The sequence below is a fragment of the Pseudomonas sp. ICMP 561 genome, from assembly GCF_002699985.1.
In the GTDB taxonomy this organism is placed as follows: domain Bacteria; phylum Pseudomonadota; class Gammaproteobacteria; order Pseudomonadales; family Pseudomonadaceae; genus Aquipseudomonas; species Aquipseudomonas quasicaspiana.
This window is the reverse complement of the sequence record NZ_LKBT01000069.1, coordinates 213007-229004: the sequence shown is the minus strand read 5'-3', so window position 1 is coordinate 229004 and position 15998 is coordinate 213007. Positions and strand designations below refer to the sequence as shown.

The following is a 15998-nucleotide window of genomic DNA, read 5'->3' as shown; positions in this document are numbered from 1 at the left end:
CACTTCCATAAATGCCTCGCCAGCGGTCGATAGCTGGCGAGACTCCACCGAACTCAATGAGGACTCCCATGCGTCTTTTCCGCATGTTGTTGGTAACTGCACTGACTTTCTCCGCGATTCCGGCGCACGCCGACAGCAAAGACGTCGCTCGTCTGACTCAGTTGCTGGAGACGTCCAAAACCCTGACTGCGCGTTTTTCCCAGTTGACCCTGGACGGCGGCGGCACCCAGTTGCAGGAAACTTCGGGTGAAATGGCCCTGCAGCGTCCTGGCCTGTTCAACTGGCACACCGATGCGCCGCAAGAGCAATTGATGGTTTCTGACGGCAAGAAGGTTTCCCTGTGGGATCCGGACCTGGAGCAGGTCACCATCAAGACCCTCGACCAGCGACTGACTCAGACGCCGGCACTGTTGTTGTCCGGTGATGTGTCGAAGATCAGCGAAAGTTTTGATATCACCGCCAAGGAAGCGGGCGGCGTGATTGATTTCACGCTCAAGCCTAAAACCAAGGACACCCTGTTCGACAGCCTGCGTCTGTCGTTCCGTAACGGCATGATCAATGACATGCAGCTAATTGACAGCGTCGGCCAACGCACCAATATCCTGTTCACCGGCGTGAAAGCCAATGAGGCGATCCCGGCGAGCAAATTCCAGTTCCAGATTCCGAAAGGCGCTGACGTCATTCAGGAATAAGAGGTTTTAACGGTTGTCCATGGACCTGTTTCGAAGTGAACCGATTGCACAACCATTGGCCGCGCGTTTGCGTGCGACCAATCTGGATGAGTACGTCGGTCAGGAGCATTTGCTGGCTCACGGCAAGCCTTTGCGCGAGGCGCTTGAGCAGGGTGCTCTGCATTCGATGATTTTCTGGGGGCCGCCCGGTGTGGGTAAAACCACGCTGGCCCGGCTCCTGGCGAAAGTCTCGGATGCGCACTTTGAGACGGTTTCTGCGGTACTGGCCGGGGTCAAAGAGATTCGCCAGGCGGTAGAAGTTGCCAAGCAGCAGGCCGGGCAATACGGCCGTCGCACTATCTTGTTTGTCGATGAAGTACACCGCTTCAACAAGTCCCAGCAGGATGCCTTTCTGCCTTATGTCGAAGACGGCACGCTGATCTTTATTGGCGCGACCACCGAAAACCCTTCGTTTGAACTCAACAACGCGCTGCTGTCCCGGGCCCGGGTGTATGTCCTCAAGAGCCTTGATGAAGTCGCGCTGCGCAAGCTGGTCAATCGCGCGCTGACCGAAGAGCGCGGGCTGGGCAAGCATCAGTTGAGTCTGAGCGATGAAGGTTTTGCCATGCTCATGGCCGCTGCCGACGGTGACGGTCGGCGCATGTTGAATCTGCTGGAAAACGCGTCGGACCTCGCTGAAGATGGCTCGGAAATCAGCCTGGAGCTACTTCAAAGCCTGATGGGCGACAGCCGTCGGCGTTTTGACAAAGGTGGTGAAGCGTTCTACGACCAGATTTCCGCTCTGCATAAATCCATTCGCGGTTCCAACCCGGATGCGGCGTTGTATTGGTTTGCGCGCATGATCGATGGTGGCTGCGACCCGTTGTATCTGGCGCGGCGCGTGGTGCGCATGGCGAGTGAAGACATCGGCAATGCCGATCCACGCGCGTTGCCGTTATGCATGTCGGCGTGGGATGTTCAGGAGCGGTTGGGCAGTCCGGAAGGTGAGCTAGCCGTTGCTCAGGCGATTGTTTATCTGGCCTGCGCGCCTAAAAGCAACGCGGTGTACATGGGATTCAAGGCTGCAATGCGCGAAGCCACTGAACACGGCTCGCTGGAAGTGCCGCTGCATTTGCGCAACGCGCCGACCAAACTCATGAAGCAGCTGGGTTATGGTGAAGAGTACCGGTATGCCCATGACGAGCCGGATGCGTACGCCGCGGGTGAGGATTACTTCCCTGACGACCTTGAACCGCGTCAGTATTACCAGCCGGTGCCCCGTGGTCTTGAGCTGAAAATCGGCGAAAAGCTCAGGCATCTGGCTGCTCTGGATGCTTCCAGCCCTCGTCAGCGGAGAAAGTAGTGCTCAAAACCATTCTTGCGGTGTCGATTGCCGGTATCGCTGGTACATTATTGCGCTTCGCTGCTGGCACGTGGGTCAGCGCGAACTGGCCGAAGCATTTTTACGCGGCAACCCTGGCAGTGAATATCGTCGGTTGCCTGATTATCGGTGTGCTTTATGGCCTGTTCCTGTTGCGCCCGGAAGTACCGATAGAGATTCGCGCCGGCCTTATCGTCGGCTTTGTTGGCGGTCTTACGACCTTTTCATCCTTTTCACTGGATACGCTGCGCCTGCTTGAAAGCGGGCAAATGCCGTTGGCCCTTGGCTATGCCGGTATCAGCGTGTTCGGCGGGCTGCTCGCGACATGGGTTGGCCTGTCCCTTACCAGACTTTGATAAACGAGAGAACGATATGCTCGATTCCAAACTGTTACGTACCCAACTTCAGGACGTAGCGGATCGCCTGGCTTCCCGTGGCTTTACACTGGACGTTGCCCGCATCGAAGCGCTGGAAGCCCAGCGCAAGACCGTTCAGACCCGCACTGAACAGCTTCAGGCCGAGCGTAATTCCCGTTCCAAATCCATCGGTCAGGCCAAGCAACGCGGTGAAGACATCGCACCGCTGATGGCCGACATCGACCGCATGGCCGAAGAGCTCAACACCGGCAAGAAAGAGCTGGATGGTATTCAGGCCGAGCTGGACGCCATGCTCCTGAGCATGCCGAACCTGCCTCACGAGTCGGTACCGGTGGGCGCTGACGAAGACGAAAACGTTGAAGTCCGCACCTGGGGCACGCCAGCCTCGTTTGACTTTCAGGTTCAGGATCACGTTGCGCTGGGCGAGAAATACGGCTGGCTGGATTTTGAAACGGCCGCCAAATTGTCCGGTGCACGTTTCGCTTTGCTGCGTGGCCCGATTGCCCGCCTGCATCGTGCGCTGGCGCAGTTCATGATCAACCTGCACATCAACGAACATGGCTACGAAGAGGCCTACACGCCTTATCTGGTTCAGGCACCTGCCTTGCAGGGCACCGGTCAACTGCCGAAGTTCGAAGAAGACCTGTTCAAGATTTCCCGTGAAGGCGAGGCGGATCTGTACCTGATTCCTACCGCAGAAGTTTCGCTGACCAACATCGTGGCCGGCGAAATCCTCGACGCCAAACAGATGCCTTTGAAGTTCGTGGCTCACACGCCTTGCTTCCGCAGCGAAGCGGGCGCATCGGGTCGTGATACCCGCGGCATGATCCGTCAGCACCAGTTCGACAAGGTCGAGATGGTGCAGATCGTCGAGCCTGAAAAATCCATGGAAGCCCTGGAAGGCCTGACTGCAAACGCTGAGCGCGTTCTGCAGTTGCTGGAGCTGCCTTATCGCGTGCTGGCGCTGTGCACCGGCGACATGGGTTTCAGCGCTGTGAAAACCTACGACCTGGAAGTTTGGATTCCTAGTCAGGATAAATTCCGCGAGATTTCGTCCTGCTCCAACTGCGGTGATTTCCAGGCGCGCCGCATGCAGGCTCGCTGGCGCAACCCGGAAACCGGCAAACCAGAACTGGTTCATACCCTGAACGGTTCGGGTCTGGCAGTTGGCCGTACTCTGGTTGCCGTGCTGGAAAACTACCAGCAGGCTGACGGTTCGATCCGTGTGCCGGACGTGCTCAAACCTTACATGGGCGGCCTTGAGGTCATCGGCTAGATGGAATTTCTGCCGCTGTTCCATAACCTGCGTGGCAGCCAAGTGCTGGTCGTGGGCGGTGGCGAGATTGCATTGCGCAAATCCCGCCTCATTGCCGAGGCCGGTGCTGTAATTCGGGTAGTCGCGCCAGAGATCGAGCCACAACTGCGTGAGCTGGTTGAGAAAAGTGGCGGGCATCTGATTTTGCGTGGCTACAACGTCAGTGATCTGGACGGTTGTGTGCTGATCATTGCTGCCACCGATGACGAGCCTCTCAACGCTCAGGTGTCTCAGGATGCCAAGCGGCGTTGTGTACCGGTCAACGTGGTGGATGCGCCTGCTCTGTGCAGCGTGATCTTCCCTGCCATCGTGGATCGCTCGCCTCTGGTCATCGCGGTTTCCAGCGGCGGCGACGCTCCGGTGCTGGCGCGTTTGATTCGTGCCAAGCTGGAAACCTGGATTCCGTCGACTTATGGCCAGCTTGCTGGGCTGGCGGCGCGTTTCCGTAGTCAGGTGAAGAATCTGTTTCCGGACGTCACTCAGCGTCGCGCCTTCTGGGAAGAGGTTTTCCAGGGCCCGATTGCTGACCGGCAACTGGCCGGGCAGGGCGCTGAAGCCGAGCGTCTGCTGATCGCCAAGATTGCAGGCGATGCGCCGCATGCTCCCGGTGAAGTTTATCTGGTAGGTGCAGGTCCGGGTGATCCTGACTTGCTGACCTTCCGTGCGCTACGGCTCATGCAGCAGGCCGATGTGGTGCTGTATGACCGCCTCGTGGCCCCGGCAATTCTGGATCTGTGCCGACGCGATGCCGAGCGTGTCTATGTCGGCAAGCGCCGCGCGGAGCACGCAGTGCCGCAAGACGAGATCAACAAGCAACTGGTTGATCTGGCCAAGCAGGGCAAGCGCGTTCTGCGGTTGAAGGGCGGTGATCCGTTCATCTTCGGCCGTGGCGGTGAAGAGATCGAAGAACTGGCCGCTCACGGCATTCCCTTTCAGGTCGTACCAGGTATCACGGCAGCCAGCGGTTGCGCGGCGTATGCCGGTATTCCGCTGACTCACCGTGACCATGCGCAATCAGTACGTTTCATCACCGGGCATTTGAAAAACGGTACCAGTGATTTGCCGTGGAGCGATCTGGTAGCGCCTGCACAGACCTTGGTGTTTTACATGGGCCTGATCGGTCTGCCGATCATCTGCGAGCAACTGATCAAGCACGGTCGATCCGCTGATACGCCGGCAGCTTTAATTCAGCAGGGCACCACCTCCAGTCAGCGGGTGTTTACAGGCACCTTGGCCGATTTGCCACGAATGGTGGCGGAGCATGAAGTCCATGCGCCGACATTGGTGATCGTGGGTGAAGTGGTCAAGCTGCGCGAGAAACTCGCCTGGTTTGAAGGTGCTCAGGCTACGGTCTAATGCATCTGAGCACGGCGCCAACTGGTAGGAGCGAACTTGTTCGCGAGGCGTGAGGCCTGATTCACCGCGCAAACCCCTCGCCAACAAGTTGCCTCCTACCTGTCATAGCGTTGAGACAGTGCCAAGGTCACACGCCTGTCTTGTTCCAGATCCCACGTCCCGTCAGTCGCTCACGATCATGTGCTCTGCCCAGATCCTGCTGCGGGCCTTTAGGCACAACAGCTGTCGGATTGATGGTGCCGTGGCTTTCGTAGTAGTGATGCTTGATATGCGTGAAGTCCACCGTTTCGGTGATGCCCGGCCACTGATACAACTCCAGCATCCAGTTGCTAAGGTTCGGATAGTCCGAAATCCGTCGCAGGTTGCACTTGAAGTGCCCGTGATACACCGGATCGAAGCGCACGATGGTGGTAAACAAACGCACGTCTGCTTCAGTCAGGTATTCACCCGTCAGATAGCGCTTCTCGCCCAGCAGCTTTTCCAGCGCGTCGAGTTCGGCAAAGACATCATCGAATGCCTCTTCATAAGCACCTTGAGAGGTGGCAAAACCCGCGCGGTACACGCCGTTGTTCACTGCTGGATAAATACGGTCGTTCAGCTCATTGATTGGCGACTGCAGAGCGTCTGGATACAGGTCCAGACGATTACCGGTCAGGTCGTCAAAGGCACTGTTGAACATGCGGATGATTTCCGCTGACTCATTGCTGACGATGCGTTGCAGTTTTTTGTCCCACAGCAGCGGGACAGTGACCCGGCCGGTGTAGTCGGCGGTGTCAGCCAGGTAGCGCTGATAGAGGAATTCATGATTGTCGAGTGCATCGCCGGTCGAGCCTTTTTCGGAATCGAAGGTCCAGCCGTGTTCACGCATCAGCCAACTGACCACCGAAACGTCGATCAGGCTTTCCAGCCCTTTCAGCTTGCGATAAATCAGCGTGCGGTGGGCCCAAGGGCAGGCCAGGGATACGTACAAATGATAGCGCCCGGCTTCGGCCTTGAAACCGCCTTCACCTGACGGTCCTGGTTGACCGTCTTTAGTGATCCAGTTGCGGCGTTGCGCCTGCTCACGCTGAAACGCGCCATCTTTGCTGCTTTCGTACCACTGGTCTTGCCAGCGTCCTTCGACGAGAAGGCCCATATCAAACTCCAAAATGATGTGCTTAAAGCGTTGGAGGAGAGTCTAGGCCGATTCGTTCGAACAAATAACGCAAAGGATCGGGAGTAATGATCGGTTAAATTGATGTATTCCGGTTTTTCCAGAACACTTCAGCCTGTGCAAATGCCTCCGGGCGAGGCAATCCCAAGCCACGCAGGGCCAGCGCCATCGTCGAAATCAGTGCCAGTTGCGGATAGCTGTCTTCGATTTCGCCCTTCCATAGAGCGACAAGCTGCTGCGGATCGAGAGTTGCCGGCTTTACATGTCTGCGGTCTGAAAGCGCAGGCCATTCTTCATCCCATGGCTGACCGTCGGTGGTGCCATAGAGATGGCTGATAGTGTCGGGATTGATTTCCACCTCGCCGCCATCGCCCTTGATGACGATGGTGTGATTGCCGAGCAAGCCGCTGGCATCACGATGAACGCTTTGGTAGCCCGGGTGGAAAATGCTTTGCAGGCCGCACCGTGCGTTGAGCGGATTGAGGATGCGCGCAAGAGAGTGAATCGGCGAACGCAATCCGAGGGTGTTACGCAGATCGATCATGCGTTGTAATTGCGGAGCCCAGTCGCCCAGCGGAAAGAACGCCAGATTATGCTGTTGCAGCGCCTCGTCCACCGCATGCCAGTTGCGGCACAGCGGAATGCCCAGCAGACCCAGCAACTGTTCGGTGTACAAGCGCCCGGCAGTGTGCGCGCCGCCACCATGCATGAAGACCCGCACCCCATTCTCAGCCAGGCATTTGGCCGCCAGCAGGTACCAGGGTAAATGGCGCTTCTTGCCCGCATATGTGGGCCAGTCAATGTCGACCTGAAGTGGCGGGGCGTTCAACCGTTCGCGCAATGCCTCAGTGAAGCCTGCCAATTCCTCCGGGCTTTCTTCCTTATGCCGCAGCAGCATCAGAAAAGCACCTAACTGGCTTTCTTCGACCTTTTCGTCAATGAGCATGCCCATGGCTTCCCGTGCTTCTTCGCGGGTCAGATTGCGGGCTCCACGTTTGCCTTTGCCCAGAATTCGGACGAATTGGGCGAACGGATGTTCGGCGGGTGTTTCAAGGACGAGCGGGGCGTAGTCGTTCATATGCAATTAGTCGGCTTTGGCAGGCCCGCCAGTTTGGCGGCGAGTTTGGCGGGAGTGCCGTTGAACAGGCGGTTAAGGTGCATGCTGTTACCTTTTTCCGGACCGAGCTTCAGGGCGGTGTACTTGATCAACGGCCGGGTCGCGGGTGACAGCTGGAATTCGCTATAGAAATCTCGCAGCAAAAGCAGCACTTCGACATGCTCGGGGCTCAGTTCAATACCTTCCCGGCCGGATAGCGCATTGGCAACATCCATCGACCAGTCATCAAGGTTTTGCAGAAACCCGTCTTTATCCAGCGCAATGATTCGCCCCGACACGTTCAACTCGTTCATAGCCACGTGTTGACCTTATCGAAGCGAATCGAGAGTTCGACGAAGCCTGGGTAGTCGACGACTCGCACCCAGGCTGGCGCCGCCATGCTCCGCGCCTGAATATCCTCTTCAAGCACAAATACCTGGTTAGCGCTTAGCGCCTGCAGCGCCTCAAGCGGCGCTGTTGAGTCCGCTAACGCGTAAGTGGCGTCGCCGCACAGCAGCACGCCGTCAGCCGCGCCGAGCAGACGCAGGCAACTGGTCAGGCGGCTGTCGGTGAAGGGCGAATGAGATAAAACGTGCAAAGTCGACATCAGATTGTGATCACGTGATCGTAGCGGTCAATGAGTGCGGCGATTTCTACAGATTGCGGCAATTGAATAATGTCCTCATCCACCGCTTCCTGCAGGATGCCGCGCTCGGCAAGGCTCGTGCCGCAGGCGTAGATATCTTCCACGCCAAACATCGAAAGCGCCTTGAGGTTGGCGGTCAGGTCTTTCTGTTGCAGGGCCTTGGCGTTCTGCTCCGGCAATAACTGAAAGACGCCATCGTCCAGAAACAACAGGCCCACGGGCAAATCATAAGCGCCACCGGCCAATACGATATCCAGCACCTCGCGTGCGCCCGGTCCGGACCAAGGTGCCTGGCGGCTGATGATCAACATTGATTTAGCCACTTCAAGGCCCTCCGAAACAGATCACTCGATCAGCGGTTTGCGCCGCGTCGTGTAACTGGCCCAACCCGGATAATTCCCACGGGGCGAGCAGATTGGCCGCGGGCCGCTGATAGCGCTGCGCCTCTTCGGCATTGAGCACGCCACGGCGCAAGGCGGCCGCGATGCACACCACACCGTCAAGTTGATGCTGGGTGATGAACTCGCGCCATTGCGAGGGCAGGTCCTGTTCGTCCTGAGGCGTGACGACATTGGCCGAAGCACTGTGAACGCCGTCCTGATAGAAGAACAACCGCACAATCTCATGCCCCCCGGCCAGCGCCGCCTGCGCAAACAGCAGGGCGCGGCGCGAGGAGGGCGCATGGGCTGCGCTGAACAGATTGATCGCGAACTTCATGACAGGCTCTGAGCAGAAAACTTGACCAATGATAAAGAATTCACGGGCACTAGACAGCAAAAAGCCCGCTAGGCGGGCTTTTTGTTGAAGCAGGGCGACTCATTAGTCGTCGCGGCTCATGATACCGAAGATCTGCAACAGGCTGACAAACAGGTTGTAGATCGATACATACAGGCTGATGGTCGCCATGATGTAGTTACGCTCGCCACCGTGAATGATCGCGCTGGTCTGGAACAGAATGCAGACCGACGAGAACAGCACGAAGCCAGCGCTGATCGCCAACTGCAGGCCGCTGATCTGGAAGAACATGCTCGCCAGCACCGCTGCCAGCAGAACAAAGAAGCCAGCGGTGATGAAGCCACCGAGGAAGCTCATGTCCTTGCGGGTAATCAGCACGTAAGCCGACAGACCACCGAACACCAATGCCGTCATGGCGAATGCCGAGCTGACCACTTCAGCGCCGCCCTGCATACCCAGGTAGCGGTTGAGGATCGGGCCCAGCAGGAAACCCATGAAACCGGTCAACGCGAACGCCGACACCAAGCCCCACGCCGAATCGCGCAGTTTATTGGTGAGGAAGAACAGACCGTAGAAACCGATCAGCACCACGAAAATGTTTGGGTAGCCAACGCGCATCTGCTGCGCGACAAAAGCCATGACACCGCTGAAAGCGAGGGTCAGAGCCAGAAGGCCGTATGTGTTGCGCAGGACGCGGCTAACCTCTAGCTGATCGGCCTGCACGCCGTTATTAACTGCGTAATCCTGTTCGCGCATGGCGAAGCTCCTGGTGGTTGAAATGTGAAGTTGCAAAGATCATAACAGACGACTTGAAATCAGCCACCCAGAGAGTTTGACAGCGTGTTTCATTCCGGTATTATGGCGCCCGCAATGCAAACGGAAGTATGGCCGAGTGGTTTAAGGCAGCAGTCTTGAAAACTGCCGACTGTAACAGGTCCTAGAGTTCTTATATAAGGATACTCTCTGTTGCACGTTACGAGCCATACCGCCAAAAGCGTCAAGAGCACCACGGGAAATTGGCAGAGTGGTTGAATGCACCGGTCTTGAAAACCGGCGTACGTTAATAGCGTACCCAGGGTTCGAATCCCTGGTTTCCCGCCAAACATCGATGAATGAAGGGCCTAGAGCAATCTAGGCCCTTTTTTTCGTCCTCATTTTTTGACGAGCAGAAAATAAAACCTCATTCTGTTATCAAATGTGCAACTGAGTAGTTGCATTATGTTGCGCGTTGTTGCATTGTGTTTGCCAATGCAACAGGTTGTTGCACCTTTGCGGCGGAACGCGAGTGCGTCAGCCGAAGACAGTCGATCAGAAGGGAAGGCTCATGGCTACAATGGTTCACCATCCCATCACGATCTTCGAAACCTTCCGCTCCGGCAAACCAACGTACCGTCTGCTGTGCTCAGATCCAGCTATGAGTGAGTTCTACGACAACTGGATATTTCAGCTATCCAAGCGTAAGAAATGGAACACCGTTAAAGCCTACGGGCATGCAGTGCTCTTGTTCATTCAGTACATCCAGGTCGTCAGCGAGCTCAGAGGCGGTTTGACGCCGTTTTTGTTATCTGAGGCGATTGATGGTTACGAAAACTTTCTCATTTTTGGTACTAATAGCAGCGTCGAGTTGAGCCGGTCTGCAGCGAAGGTGCTGGGTAACCGTAAAATGGGTGGAAGCTCCTTACGCAAAAATACTGCGGCTGTTAATAACTTCATTGATGCGAGTGAGCAGTTCAGAAAGGCGATGCTTCAGCTTCAAGCTACTGGGTACTTAGGTGAGACTATGGTCACAGCGTTGCCATCGATTACCTCTCGGTACGCTGAGGCTCCAATGAAGGTCAGAGCTGCCATCGGCAACAAGAGTTGGTTAGCTGGATGCATCGCTGGTGGGGTGAAGCGAATCCGATTGGTTGGCCTAGCGACGACCGCAAAACCCTCGACTATCGCAAATACCGATATCAATGGTGGAGACGAAAAAGTCTTCCCTATAGATCTGTGCGTGAAGCTCATCGAAAGCAGCACTTGCCTTAGAGACAAAACTCTGTGGTCATTGATTGCCGCTTGCGGTTGCCGAGTATCAGAAGCACTTACAATGCTTATGTCGGATTTGGTACTTTTCGAGGATAGTCCGCTCGATAATAGTGTTTTGATCATCGACCCAAACACTCGCGTCGAACAGCTTGCGAAATTTATGACTGATGTGGATATCAGTAAGCTCCCACACAAGGGGCGCTCTACTCCAGAGACTTTCCTGATTGAACCCTTCGCGTCTCACTTCTGGTTCAACCTCGATCTGTATATCACCGAGCAGCGTTCGCTTGAGGCTTCCCGCCACAGGCCTGTCTCACATCAATTCTTGTTCAGGAACCTTCTGAATGGCGAGGGTATACCGTCTTCCTATCAGGCCGTGTGGGAGCGTTTCAACGCTGCCGCTAAGGCGTTGACGGGGGAGAGCTATGGTTTCCATTCTCTTCGTCACATGTATGCGTACTACCTGCATAACCATTGTCCAAACCCCTTTAGGCCAGGTACCTTCGGATTTGATCTCGGCTTTGTGCAAAAGGTACTGGGTCATTCTTCGGCAACCTCTGTGCAGAGGTATGCCCGTAAAGACGGCCACATGCTCCACGCATCAATGGCAGCAATGAATCTCATGCGGATGCGTGACGGTGGATTCAATACGGCAAAGGTGCAGATTGAGCACTTGAAGCAGCAAATCGTCCTGCTTGAGCAGTCGGCTAACAAACAGCCATAGATTCTCGATCCCGGTAACGGCAATCACAATAGCCGCTGTTAGGGGCTAGGACGCGAAACATTAGGCGGTTTATATCCAGCTTAGGCCTCGGGTTTTTGTTTTTAAATTATATATTTATGAGTGAGCATATTGCGTGAGTTATTTTAATAAGAATACCGTGAAATGGCTAATCCCAACTACGCAGATCGGCCGTGCGTTTCATGAGGCATATACGGTGGTGATTGAGTTGTATCGCCAGTATTCGTCTGGGACATTGCCCAATGTGACATATTACCTGAACAATTTCTTCAAATCCTCGGTGATCAACTATCTAGGGTGGAAGCGGGCAGATTTTGCGGCGCTGATTGCTTGTTGTACTGACGATCCCAACGCGAAATTCGCCGACGTTCATCCGGAATTCAGGCTGTGCAATCCCAAACAAGAAGTCGCAATGGCGAATTTTTTTAAAATGGTACTCACCCTCATGTGGCTGAGAAAGCAGGTAGTTCTTCCGTTATCAGTGAGAAGTGTAACCAATTTGGACTCCGTACTTGATAAGGTTATTTCCTTGGGGGAAATTGATCTGCTGAAGAGTATTAGAGAGCACTTGCGCTATGATGAACTCCATGCAACGGCGAAGGAACGCGATCTCAACAAAAGACTGTACACCCGCTGGACAAAGCTGCTGCTCAGTGGTCAGGTTTACTGCGCAGGTGATTTAACACCAGAATATTGCATGGCTGTTTACCGCGAAGGTACGGGTCGTAAGAAACCATTGGTACAGTATCGTGTGTTCCAGATGCTGCATTTTATCGCTGGTGAGGATGCGAGTGCTCGTCAAATGGTCGATGAGGCGGTGAGCACGGTAAGGCGTCAAAATGCAGAGGCTCAAAAGATTGATCGAGAAAGTCGAAAGAAACCTGAGGCCCCATCCCCTTCTGATAGGGCTTTAAGCCTTGCGATAGAATATGGCAACGGTAAGAGACTCTTACATCTTAGTTCACTTTTTGCTGATGTGGTGAAGCCTTATAGGTTGAAAAGTATGTTCGATAAGGCGGAGGGTTCAAAAAAGTTATACTCGGCATTGCCAAAAAAGGTTGCAAAATTCTGCGCTCATTTGGACGAAACCTTTCGCTCTTATGTAAAATCCAAGCGCTTACAGCGTGAAAAAAATTATATACTTCTGTTGAATCTCATTCTGGCATACCTATCGACTTATCTGCCGAATTTCTTCTTAGCTCGGGACGGGCATCTGCGAGACTATCCGGCCAGTCTGAATGATTTTGACTGCACCTTGTATTTTACCCGCGAGGCAAATTTCGTGAATGGGGTTCTCGTATTCACTAAAGTCCCACCCATGACTTTCTTGAGGTTTTTGGAAGAATTCGCAAAGTTTAATAAGTGGGGCAATGATACTTGGTACGCCCGCGTGCTCTGCGCGGACGAATACTGCGAGTGGGTAGAGGAAAATCGATTTACCCTCGCGAAGGCGGATCGTTTCAGTAACAATTTTTCGTCGGCATGTTACCCCCCCGTCAAAAGGCGCAACGGAACCGTTAAGCGGCCTATTCCGCGTGCTTACTTTGGTGCGTTTTTGAGCATTCTGTACTCTCTGGAATACTTGGTGATGCACCTGAATCTTATGGCCGACGGTGTTATGCCGGGTCTAGTTCGTGGAAAACTATACCAGCCAAGTCTCGCAGAATTACAGGAGTCTTCAGAGTGGCAGTCAATGTGGGGCAAGGGGGATGGCCCTTTGACGATCATTGATCAGACTAAGCTGAACTACTGTCCTATTTTTTATAGTGATGGAAAAATTTATGCGCTGAAGTTCATTCCTCGTTTTTATCGGATACTTGAATATGAACTTGATGGGCGCCTGCAGCAGCGTGTAGTGCCGAATCATGTTCGCTTAACCCAGCTGATGTGCGAAACGGGACTGCGTCAACAACACATAATCTGGCTCGATAAGGATCGCTATGATTGTATGTTGGATCGTAGTAGCAAAAGCCAGCTTGCTCCACTTTTTGTCAGTAGCGACAAATCGCATGGAGAGTGGACAGCCATCGTTGGGCGTCACATTATGGCTGTTTTGGATAGGCAACGAAAATGGTATGCCCGCTGCACTGCACCTGGCTACGAGGGTAAACTTTGGTATGGCATGAAAATCGACTCTAAGTTTGGGCAGTTTCGCCCTTTGTTTAGGATGCCTTTGGAAAAAGCTGAAGGGTGGGCGAATTATCGATTTTATCCGGTGATGTTGTCGATTTTGCAGTATTTTATTCATTGCCAGTTGAAGGATGAGCAAATCACGGAGCTTGTGGTGGTGAGAGCCTCCAAGTGGGGCGAAGAAACTGCTGTCGAGTTCACTGAAGAGTATTTCTCAAAGATTACTGTGGATGATCTTGTCAGTGATTACACACCACATGGTCTTCGTGCTGGATTTGTCTCTGAGGCTGTCAGGTTCTTGCCTGCCTGGATCGTTGGGCAGTACATGACAGGCCAAACCGAGCCTCACGTTTGGTACTACACTGTTTTTGAAGAGGATGACCTTCCGAGCCATCAGAGGCTTCTTGCTAACTATTTGCTAAAAAACACAGACAGTCTCAATGCGGCGGATGCTCCCGAGTTGGCCGCCGCAGTCATCAAGCTGAATGAACGCTTGGCGGCAGACATTAAGGCGGATCCCGTGAAAGCTATTAAAACGCACGGTTTGATTAGCTTAATCGGTGTGAAGGAAGACCAAACCGGTATTGAAGTCATGAGGGCGAAGAAGGGGACGGGGTTTGCCTTCAACCCGACCCATATCTGTCCCTTTAACAACAAGTGCCCTAAGGAGGTTATTGAGGAGCTTGGCGCGGGAAGGCCTTGCGGACTGTGTCAATATGCCATCCGAGGCGTCTCTCATCTCCCTGCCATCAGCGCGGAAAAGGACAAATTCAAGGAAGAAATGGCCGCAGTGCTTCGTAAGCTTAAGCACTATAAAAACCTCAAGCGCAGCGCTACTGACCGCCAAGTGATTGAAAACTTGAATCAAGATCACGATACCTATGCACGGGAGGCGTATTCGTGTGAAGCGATTGAGCAGCAGTTGTACCAAATGGCGCTTGGCGGCCAGCATTCAGGTTTCTTCGTTGCCAGGAAGGATGAATTGCTCGAGCATTTCAAACGTGTCGAGCTAACTGATGCTGAGTATGTGGTAAAGCGGCTGATCGACGTTCAGAATTTTCCTGATGCCACTAGCTCTGAACTGGATACGAAATTCGCCTATCTCCGAGCTGTGCTGCTAATGCGTGAGGGTGATCTCGAAAGCGTTCTGAGTGTTAGCGAGCATACCCCAGGCGTAGCGTTAGCCTCACAAATTGGCAGTATGGTAAATTCAGGGGCTATGGACGTTATGGACGTCTTCAGGATTAGCCAGGCGGCAGCCAAGCCGCTGGTGCCCGAGAGACCCGATTTGTTGATTACGAAGCGGATCGGGCACAGCCACGTGGAGGAAAAAGATGCTGAACCCGAGGAAGGACACATTCGATGAATATAGAGAGAATCATCGGCAACAACGCGTAGATTTCATCAAACGGGCTCTGGTTGTGTTATCTAACGCTAAGTACGTAAATGTTACCCGATTGGCTAGGGATGTTTCCAAGCTGGTAACGGAGTTTGAGGCCAAGGTTCATGCCAATAAAAGCGAATCGGAACGTGATGAGCTGTGCAAACCCGTAAGCCATGTAACCCTCTTAAGAAATATAAGCTATCGTAAAATACTTGAAGATTTCATGGCGGTTGAGGCAAGGTCTGGAACATTGCCAGGGAGTGTTATCACTGATATAGAGGCTCTGCGGATCCGCAATGCAAGTTTGGAGTCGCAGAATTTATTACTGAAAGAGAAGATTCGAAGCGTTGATTTAGGTGTTCGTCAGTTAGATTCGTCAAAGCGCGAGATGTCGGACGATGAGTTTGAGTCACTTCGGAAAGGCGTTTTGACTCTTATAAAAATAATAGATGGAATGGTTGGGCAGGCATCCGATATATATATAACCGTTTTAGAGGGTGAAGAGTCTTCAGAGTATCCGGAGGCTGGTTTTTATGGGCCTTGGGAGAAAATATCTACAATAGATGAACTTAGAGAGTTAGAGAGAATGCGAAAAAGATTACATAAGGAGAGCGCACTTAATTAGGTTTGATGCTTCATTATTAATTATGGTCGGGATTGCTTCCGTGCTTTCGCTCGCCTTGAAAAATTTATAGCTTTAGAGTTAATTTGAGTGTTTTAGTGTATGCCCCTCTTCACCTTGAGTGATTACCTACCCCTGAGTGAATACACGCTGGCCACATCTGTTGGGGGGAACAGCCTGTTTCATGACTCACATGCGGCATGTATGGCCGTACGCTTCAGCCAGTTCCAAGTCCTCGATGCATTGCTTCAGTTGGAATTCGACTATCCTCTCGGCGAACCGACGAGCCTGTTTATCTGGATAGGGATTCTATTTTAAAGCTTCAGTCCGTTCGCATCTTTGGTTTTCGGTCGTTTGGTGCA

Annotated in this window: 15 protein-coding genes and 1 tRNA gene; 9 read left to right on the top strand and 7 right to left on the bottom strand. The window is 53.6% G+C overall.

What is annotated here, in order from left to right; translation table 11 throughout:
• Window positions 1–68 precede the first annotated feature (68 nt).
• From lolA to cysG, 5 genes are read left to right on the top strand one after another with little or no spacing between them, the layout of a single operon-like run.
• Window positions 69–692, top strand: coding sequence for an outer membrane lipoprotein chaperone LolA (lolA, locus tag AO242_RS27855; RefSeq protein ID WP_027899220.1), 624 nt, complete (start codon window positions 69–71; stop codon window positions 690–692).
• A gap of 19 nt (window positions 693–711) precedes the next feature.
• On the top strand, window positions 712–2034 hold the full coding sequence (locus AO242_RS27850) for a replication-associated recombination protein A (protein ID WP_099271213.1): 1323 nt from the start codon (window positions 712–714) through the stop codon (window positions 2032–2034).
• On the top strand, window positions 2034–2408 hold the full coding sequence (gene crcB / locus AO242_RS27845; RefSeq protein ID WP_027899218.1) for a fluoride efflux transporter CrcB: 375 nt from the start codon (window positions 2034–2036) through the stop codon (window positions 2406–2408). Before AO242_RS27850 ends, crcB begins: the two co-directional genes overlap by 1 nt.
• A 16-nt stretch (window positions 2409–2424) precedes the next feature.
• Window positions 2425–3705 (top strand): serine--tRNA ligase, encoded by a 1281-nt coding sequence (serS, locus tag AO242_RS27840; protein WP_099271212.1) that lies wholly within the window; start codon window positions 2425–2427, stop codon window positions 3703–3705.
• Window positions 3706–5100, top strand: a complete 1395-nt coding sequence (gene cysG, locus AO242_RS27835; protein ID WP_099271211.1) for a siroheme synthase CysG — start codon at window positions 3706–3708, stop codon at window positions 5098–5100.
• A 127-nt stretch (window positions 5101–5227) separates the two neighbouring features.
• On the opposite strand, the gene AO242_RS27830 is transcribed toward cysG, so the two are convergent.
• The 7 genes from AO242_RS27830 to AO242_RS27800 all read right to left on the bottom strand — a co-directional run bounded on the left by AO242_RS27830 (window position 5228) and on the right by AO242_RS27800 (window position 9486).
• Window positions 5228–6235, bottom strand: coding sequence for a glutathione S-transferase family protein (locus tag AO242_RS27830; protein ID WP_099271210.1), 1008 nt, complete (start codon window positions 6233–6235; stop codon window positions 5228–5230).
• Window positions 6236–6329: 94 nt separating this feature from the next.
• A complete protein-coding gene (locus AO242_RS27825) occupies window positions 6330–7331 on the bottom strand; it encodes a glycosyl transferase family protein (RefSeq protein ID WP_099271209.1) in 1002 nt (333 codons plus the stop codon).
• A complete protein-coding gene (locus AO242_RS27820) occupies window positions 7328–7663 on the bottom strand; it encodes a TusE/DsrC/DsvC family sulfur relay protein (protein WP_099271208.1) in 336 nt (111 codons plus the stop codon). Before AO242_RS27820 ends, AO242_RS27825 begins: the two co-directional genes overlap by 4 nt.
• Window positions 7660–7956, bottom strand: a complete 297-nt coding sequence (gene tusB, locus AO242_RS27815; RefSeq protein ID WP_027899212.1) for a sulfurtransferase complex subunit TusB — start codon at window positions 7954–7956, stop codon at window positions 7660–7662. Before tusB ends, AO242_RS27820 begins: the two co-directional genes overlap by 4 nt.
• Window positions 7956–8318, bottom strand: a complete 363-nt coding sequence (gene tusC, locus AO242_RS27810; protein WP_099271207.1) for a sulfurtransferase complex subunit TusC — start codon at window positions 8316–8318, stop codon at window positions 7956–7958. Before tusC ends, tusB begins: the two co-directional genes overlap by 1 nt.
• 1 nt (window position 8319) lies before the next feature.
• Complete coding sequence (gene tusD / locus AO242_RS27805; protein WP_027899210.1) at window positions 8320–8712, bottom strand: sulfurtransferase complex subunit TusD; 393 nt, start codon at window positions 8710–8712, stop codon at window positions 8320–8322.
• A 102-nt stretch (window positions 8713–8814) separates the two neighbouring features.
• A complete protein-coding gene (locus AO242_RS27800; RefSeq protein WP_027899209.1) occupies window positions 8815–9486 on the bottom strand; it encodes a Bax inhibitor-1/YccA family protein in 672 nt (223 codons plus the stop codon).
• Between the two features lie 254 nt (window positions 9487–9740).
• Here AO242_RS27800 and AO242_RS27795 point away from each other — a divergent pair.
• The 4 genes from AO242_RS27795 (at window position 9741) to AO242_RS27780 (ending at window position 15639) form a co-directional block, all read left to right on the top strand.
• A tRNA-Ser gene (locus tag AO242_RS27795) sits at window positions 9741–9831 on the top strand.
• A gap of 223 nt (window positions 9832–10054) precedes the next feature.
• Window positions 10055–11482, top strand: coding sequence for a tyrosine-type recombinase/integrase (locus AO242_RS27790; RefSeq protein WP_257153521.1), 1428 nt, complete (start codon window positions 10055–10057; stop codon window positions 11480–11482).
• Window positions 11483–11615: 133 nt separating this feature from the next.
• Window positions 11616–14996 (top strand): hypothetical protein, encoded by a 3381-nt coding sequence (locus AO242_RS27785; RefSeq protein WP_099271206.1) that lies wholly within the window; start codon window positions 11616–11618, stop codon window positions 14994–14996.
• Window positions 14965–15639, top strand: a complete 675-nt coding sequence (locus AO242_RS27780; protein WP_099271205.1) for a hypothetical protein — start codon at window positions 14965–14967, stop codon at window positions 15637–15639. Before AO242_RS27785 ends, AO242_RS27780 begins: the two co-directional genes overlap by 32 nt.
• Window positions 15640–15998 lie beyond the last annotated feature (359 nt).

Coding starts and splice junctions, on each gene's coding strand:
- tusD (WP_027899210.1), bottom strand. CDS start 8,712: ATGAAGTTCGCGATCAATCTGTTCAGCGCAGCCCATGCGCCCTCCTCG.
- AO242_RS27820 (WP_099271208.1), bottom strand. CDS start 7,663: ATGAACGAGTTGAACGTGTCGGGGCGAATCATTGCGCTGGATAAAGAC.
- AO242_RS27790 (WP_257153521.1), top strand. CDS start 10,055: ATGGCTACAATGGTTCACCATCCCATCACGATCTTCGAAACCTTCCGC.
- AO242_RS27850 (WP_099271213.1), top strand. CDS start 712: ATGGACCTGTTTCGAAGTGAACCGATTGCACAACCATTGGCCGCGCGT.
- lolA (WP_027899220.1), top strand. CDS start 69: ATGCGTCTTTTCCGCATGTTGTTGGTAACTGCACTGACTTTCTCCGCG.
- tusB (WP_027899212.1), bottom strand. CDS start 7,956: ATGTCGACTTTGCACGTTTTATCTCATTCGCCCTTCACCGACAGCCGC.
- AO242_RS27825 (WP_099271209.1), bottom strand. CDS start 7,331: ATGAACGACTACGCCCCGCTCGTCCTTGAAACACCCGCCGAACATCCG.
- AO242_RS27780 (WP_099271205.1), top strand. CDS start 14,965: ATGCTGAACCCGAGGAAGGACACATTCGATGAATATAGAGAGAATCAT.
- AO242_RS27800 (WP_027899209.1), bottom strand. CDS start 9,486: ATGCGCGAACAGGATTACGCAGTTAATAACGGCGTGCAGGCCGATCAG.
- cysG (WP_099271211.1), top strand. CDS start 3,706: ATGGAATTTCTGCCGCTGTTCCATAACCTGCGTGGCAGCCAAGTGCTG.
- serS (WP_099271212.1), top strand. CDS start 2,425: ATGCTCGATTCCAAACTGTTACGTACCCAACTTCAGGACGTAGCGGAT.
- AO242_RS27830 (WP_099271210.1), bottom strand. CDS start 6,235: ATGGGCCTTCTCGTCGAAGGACGCTGGCAAGACCAGTGGTACGAAAGC.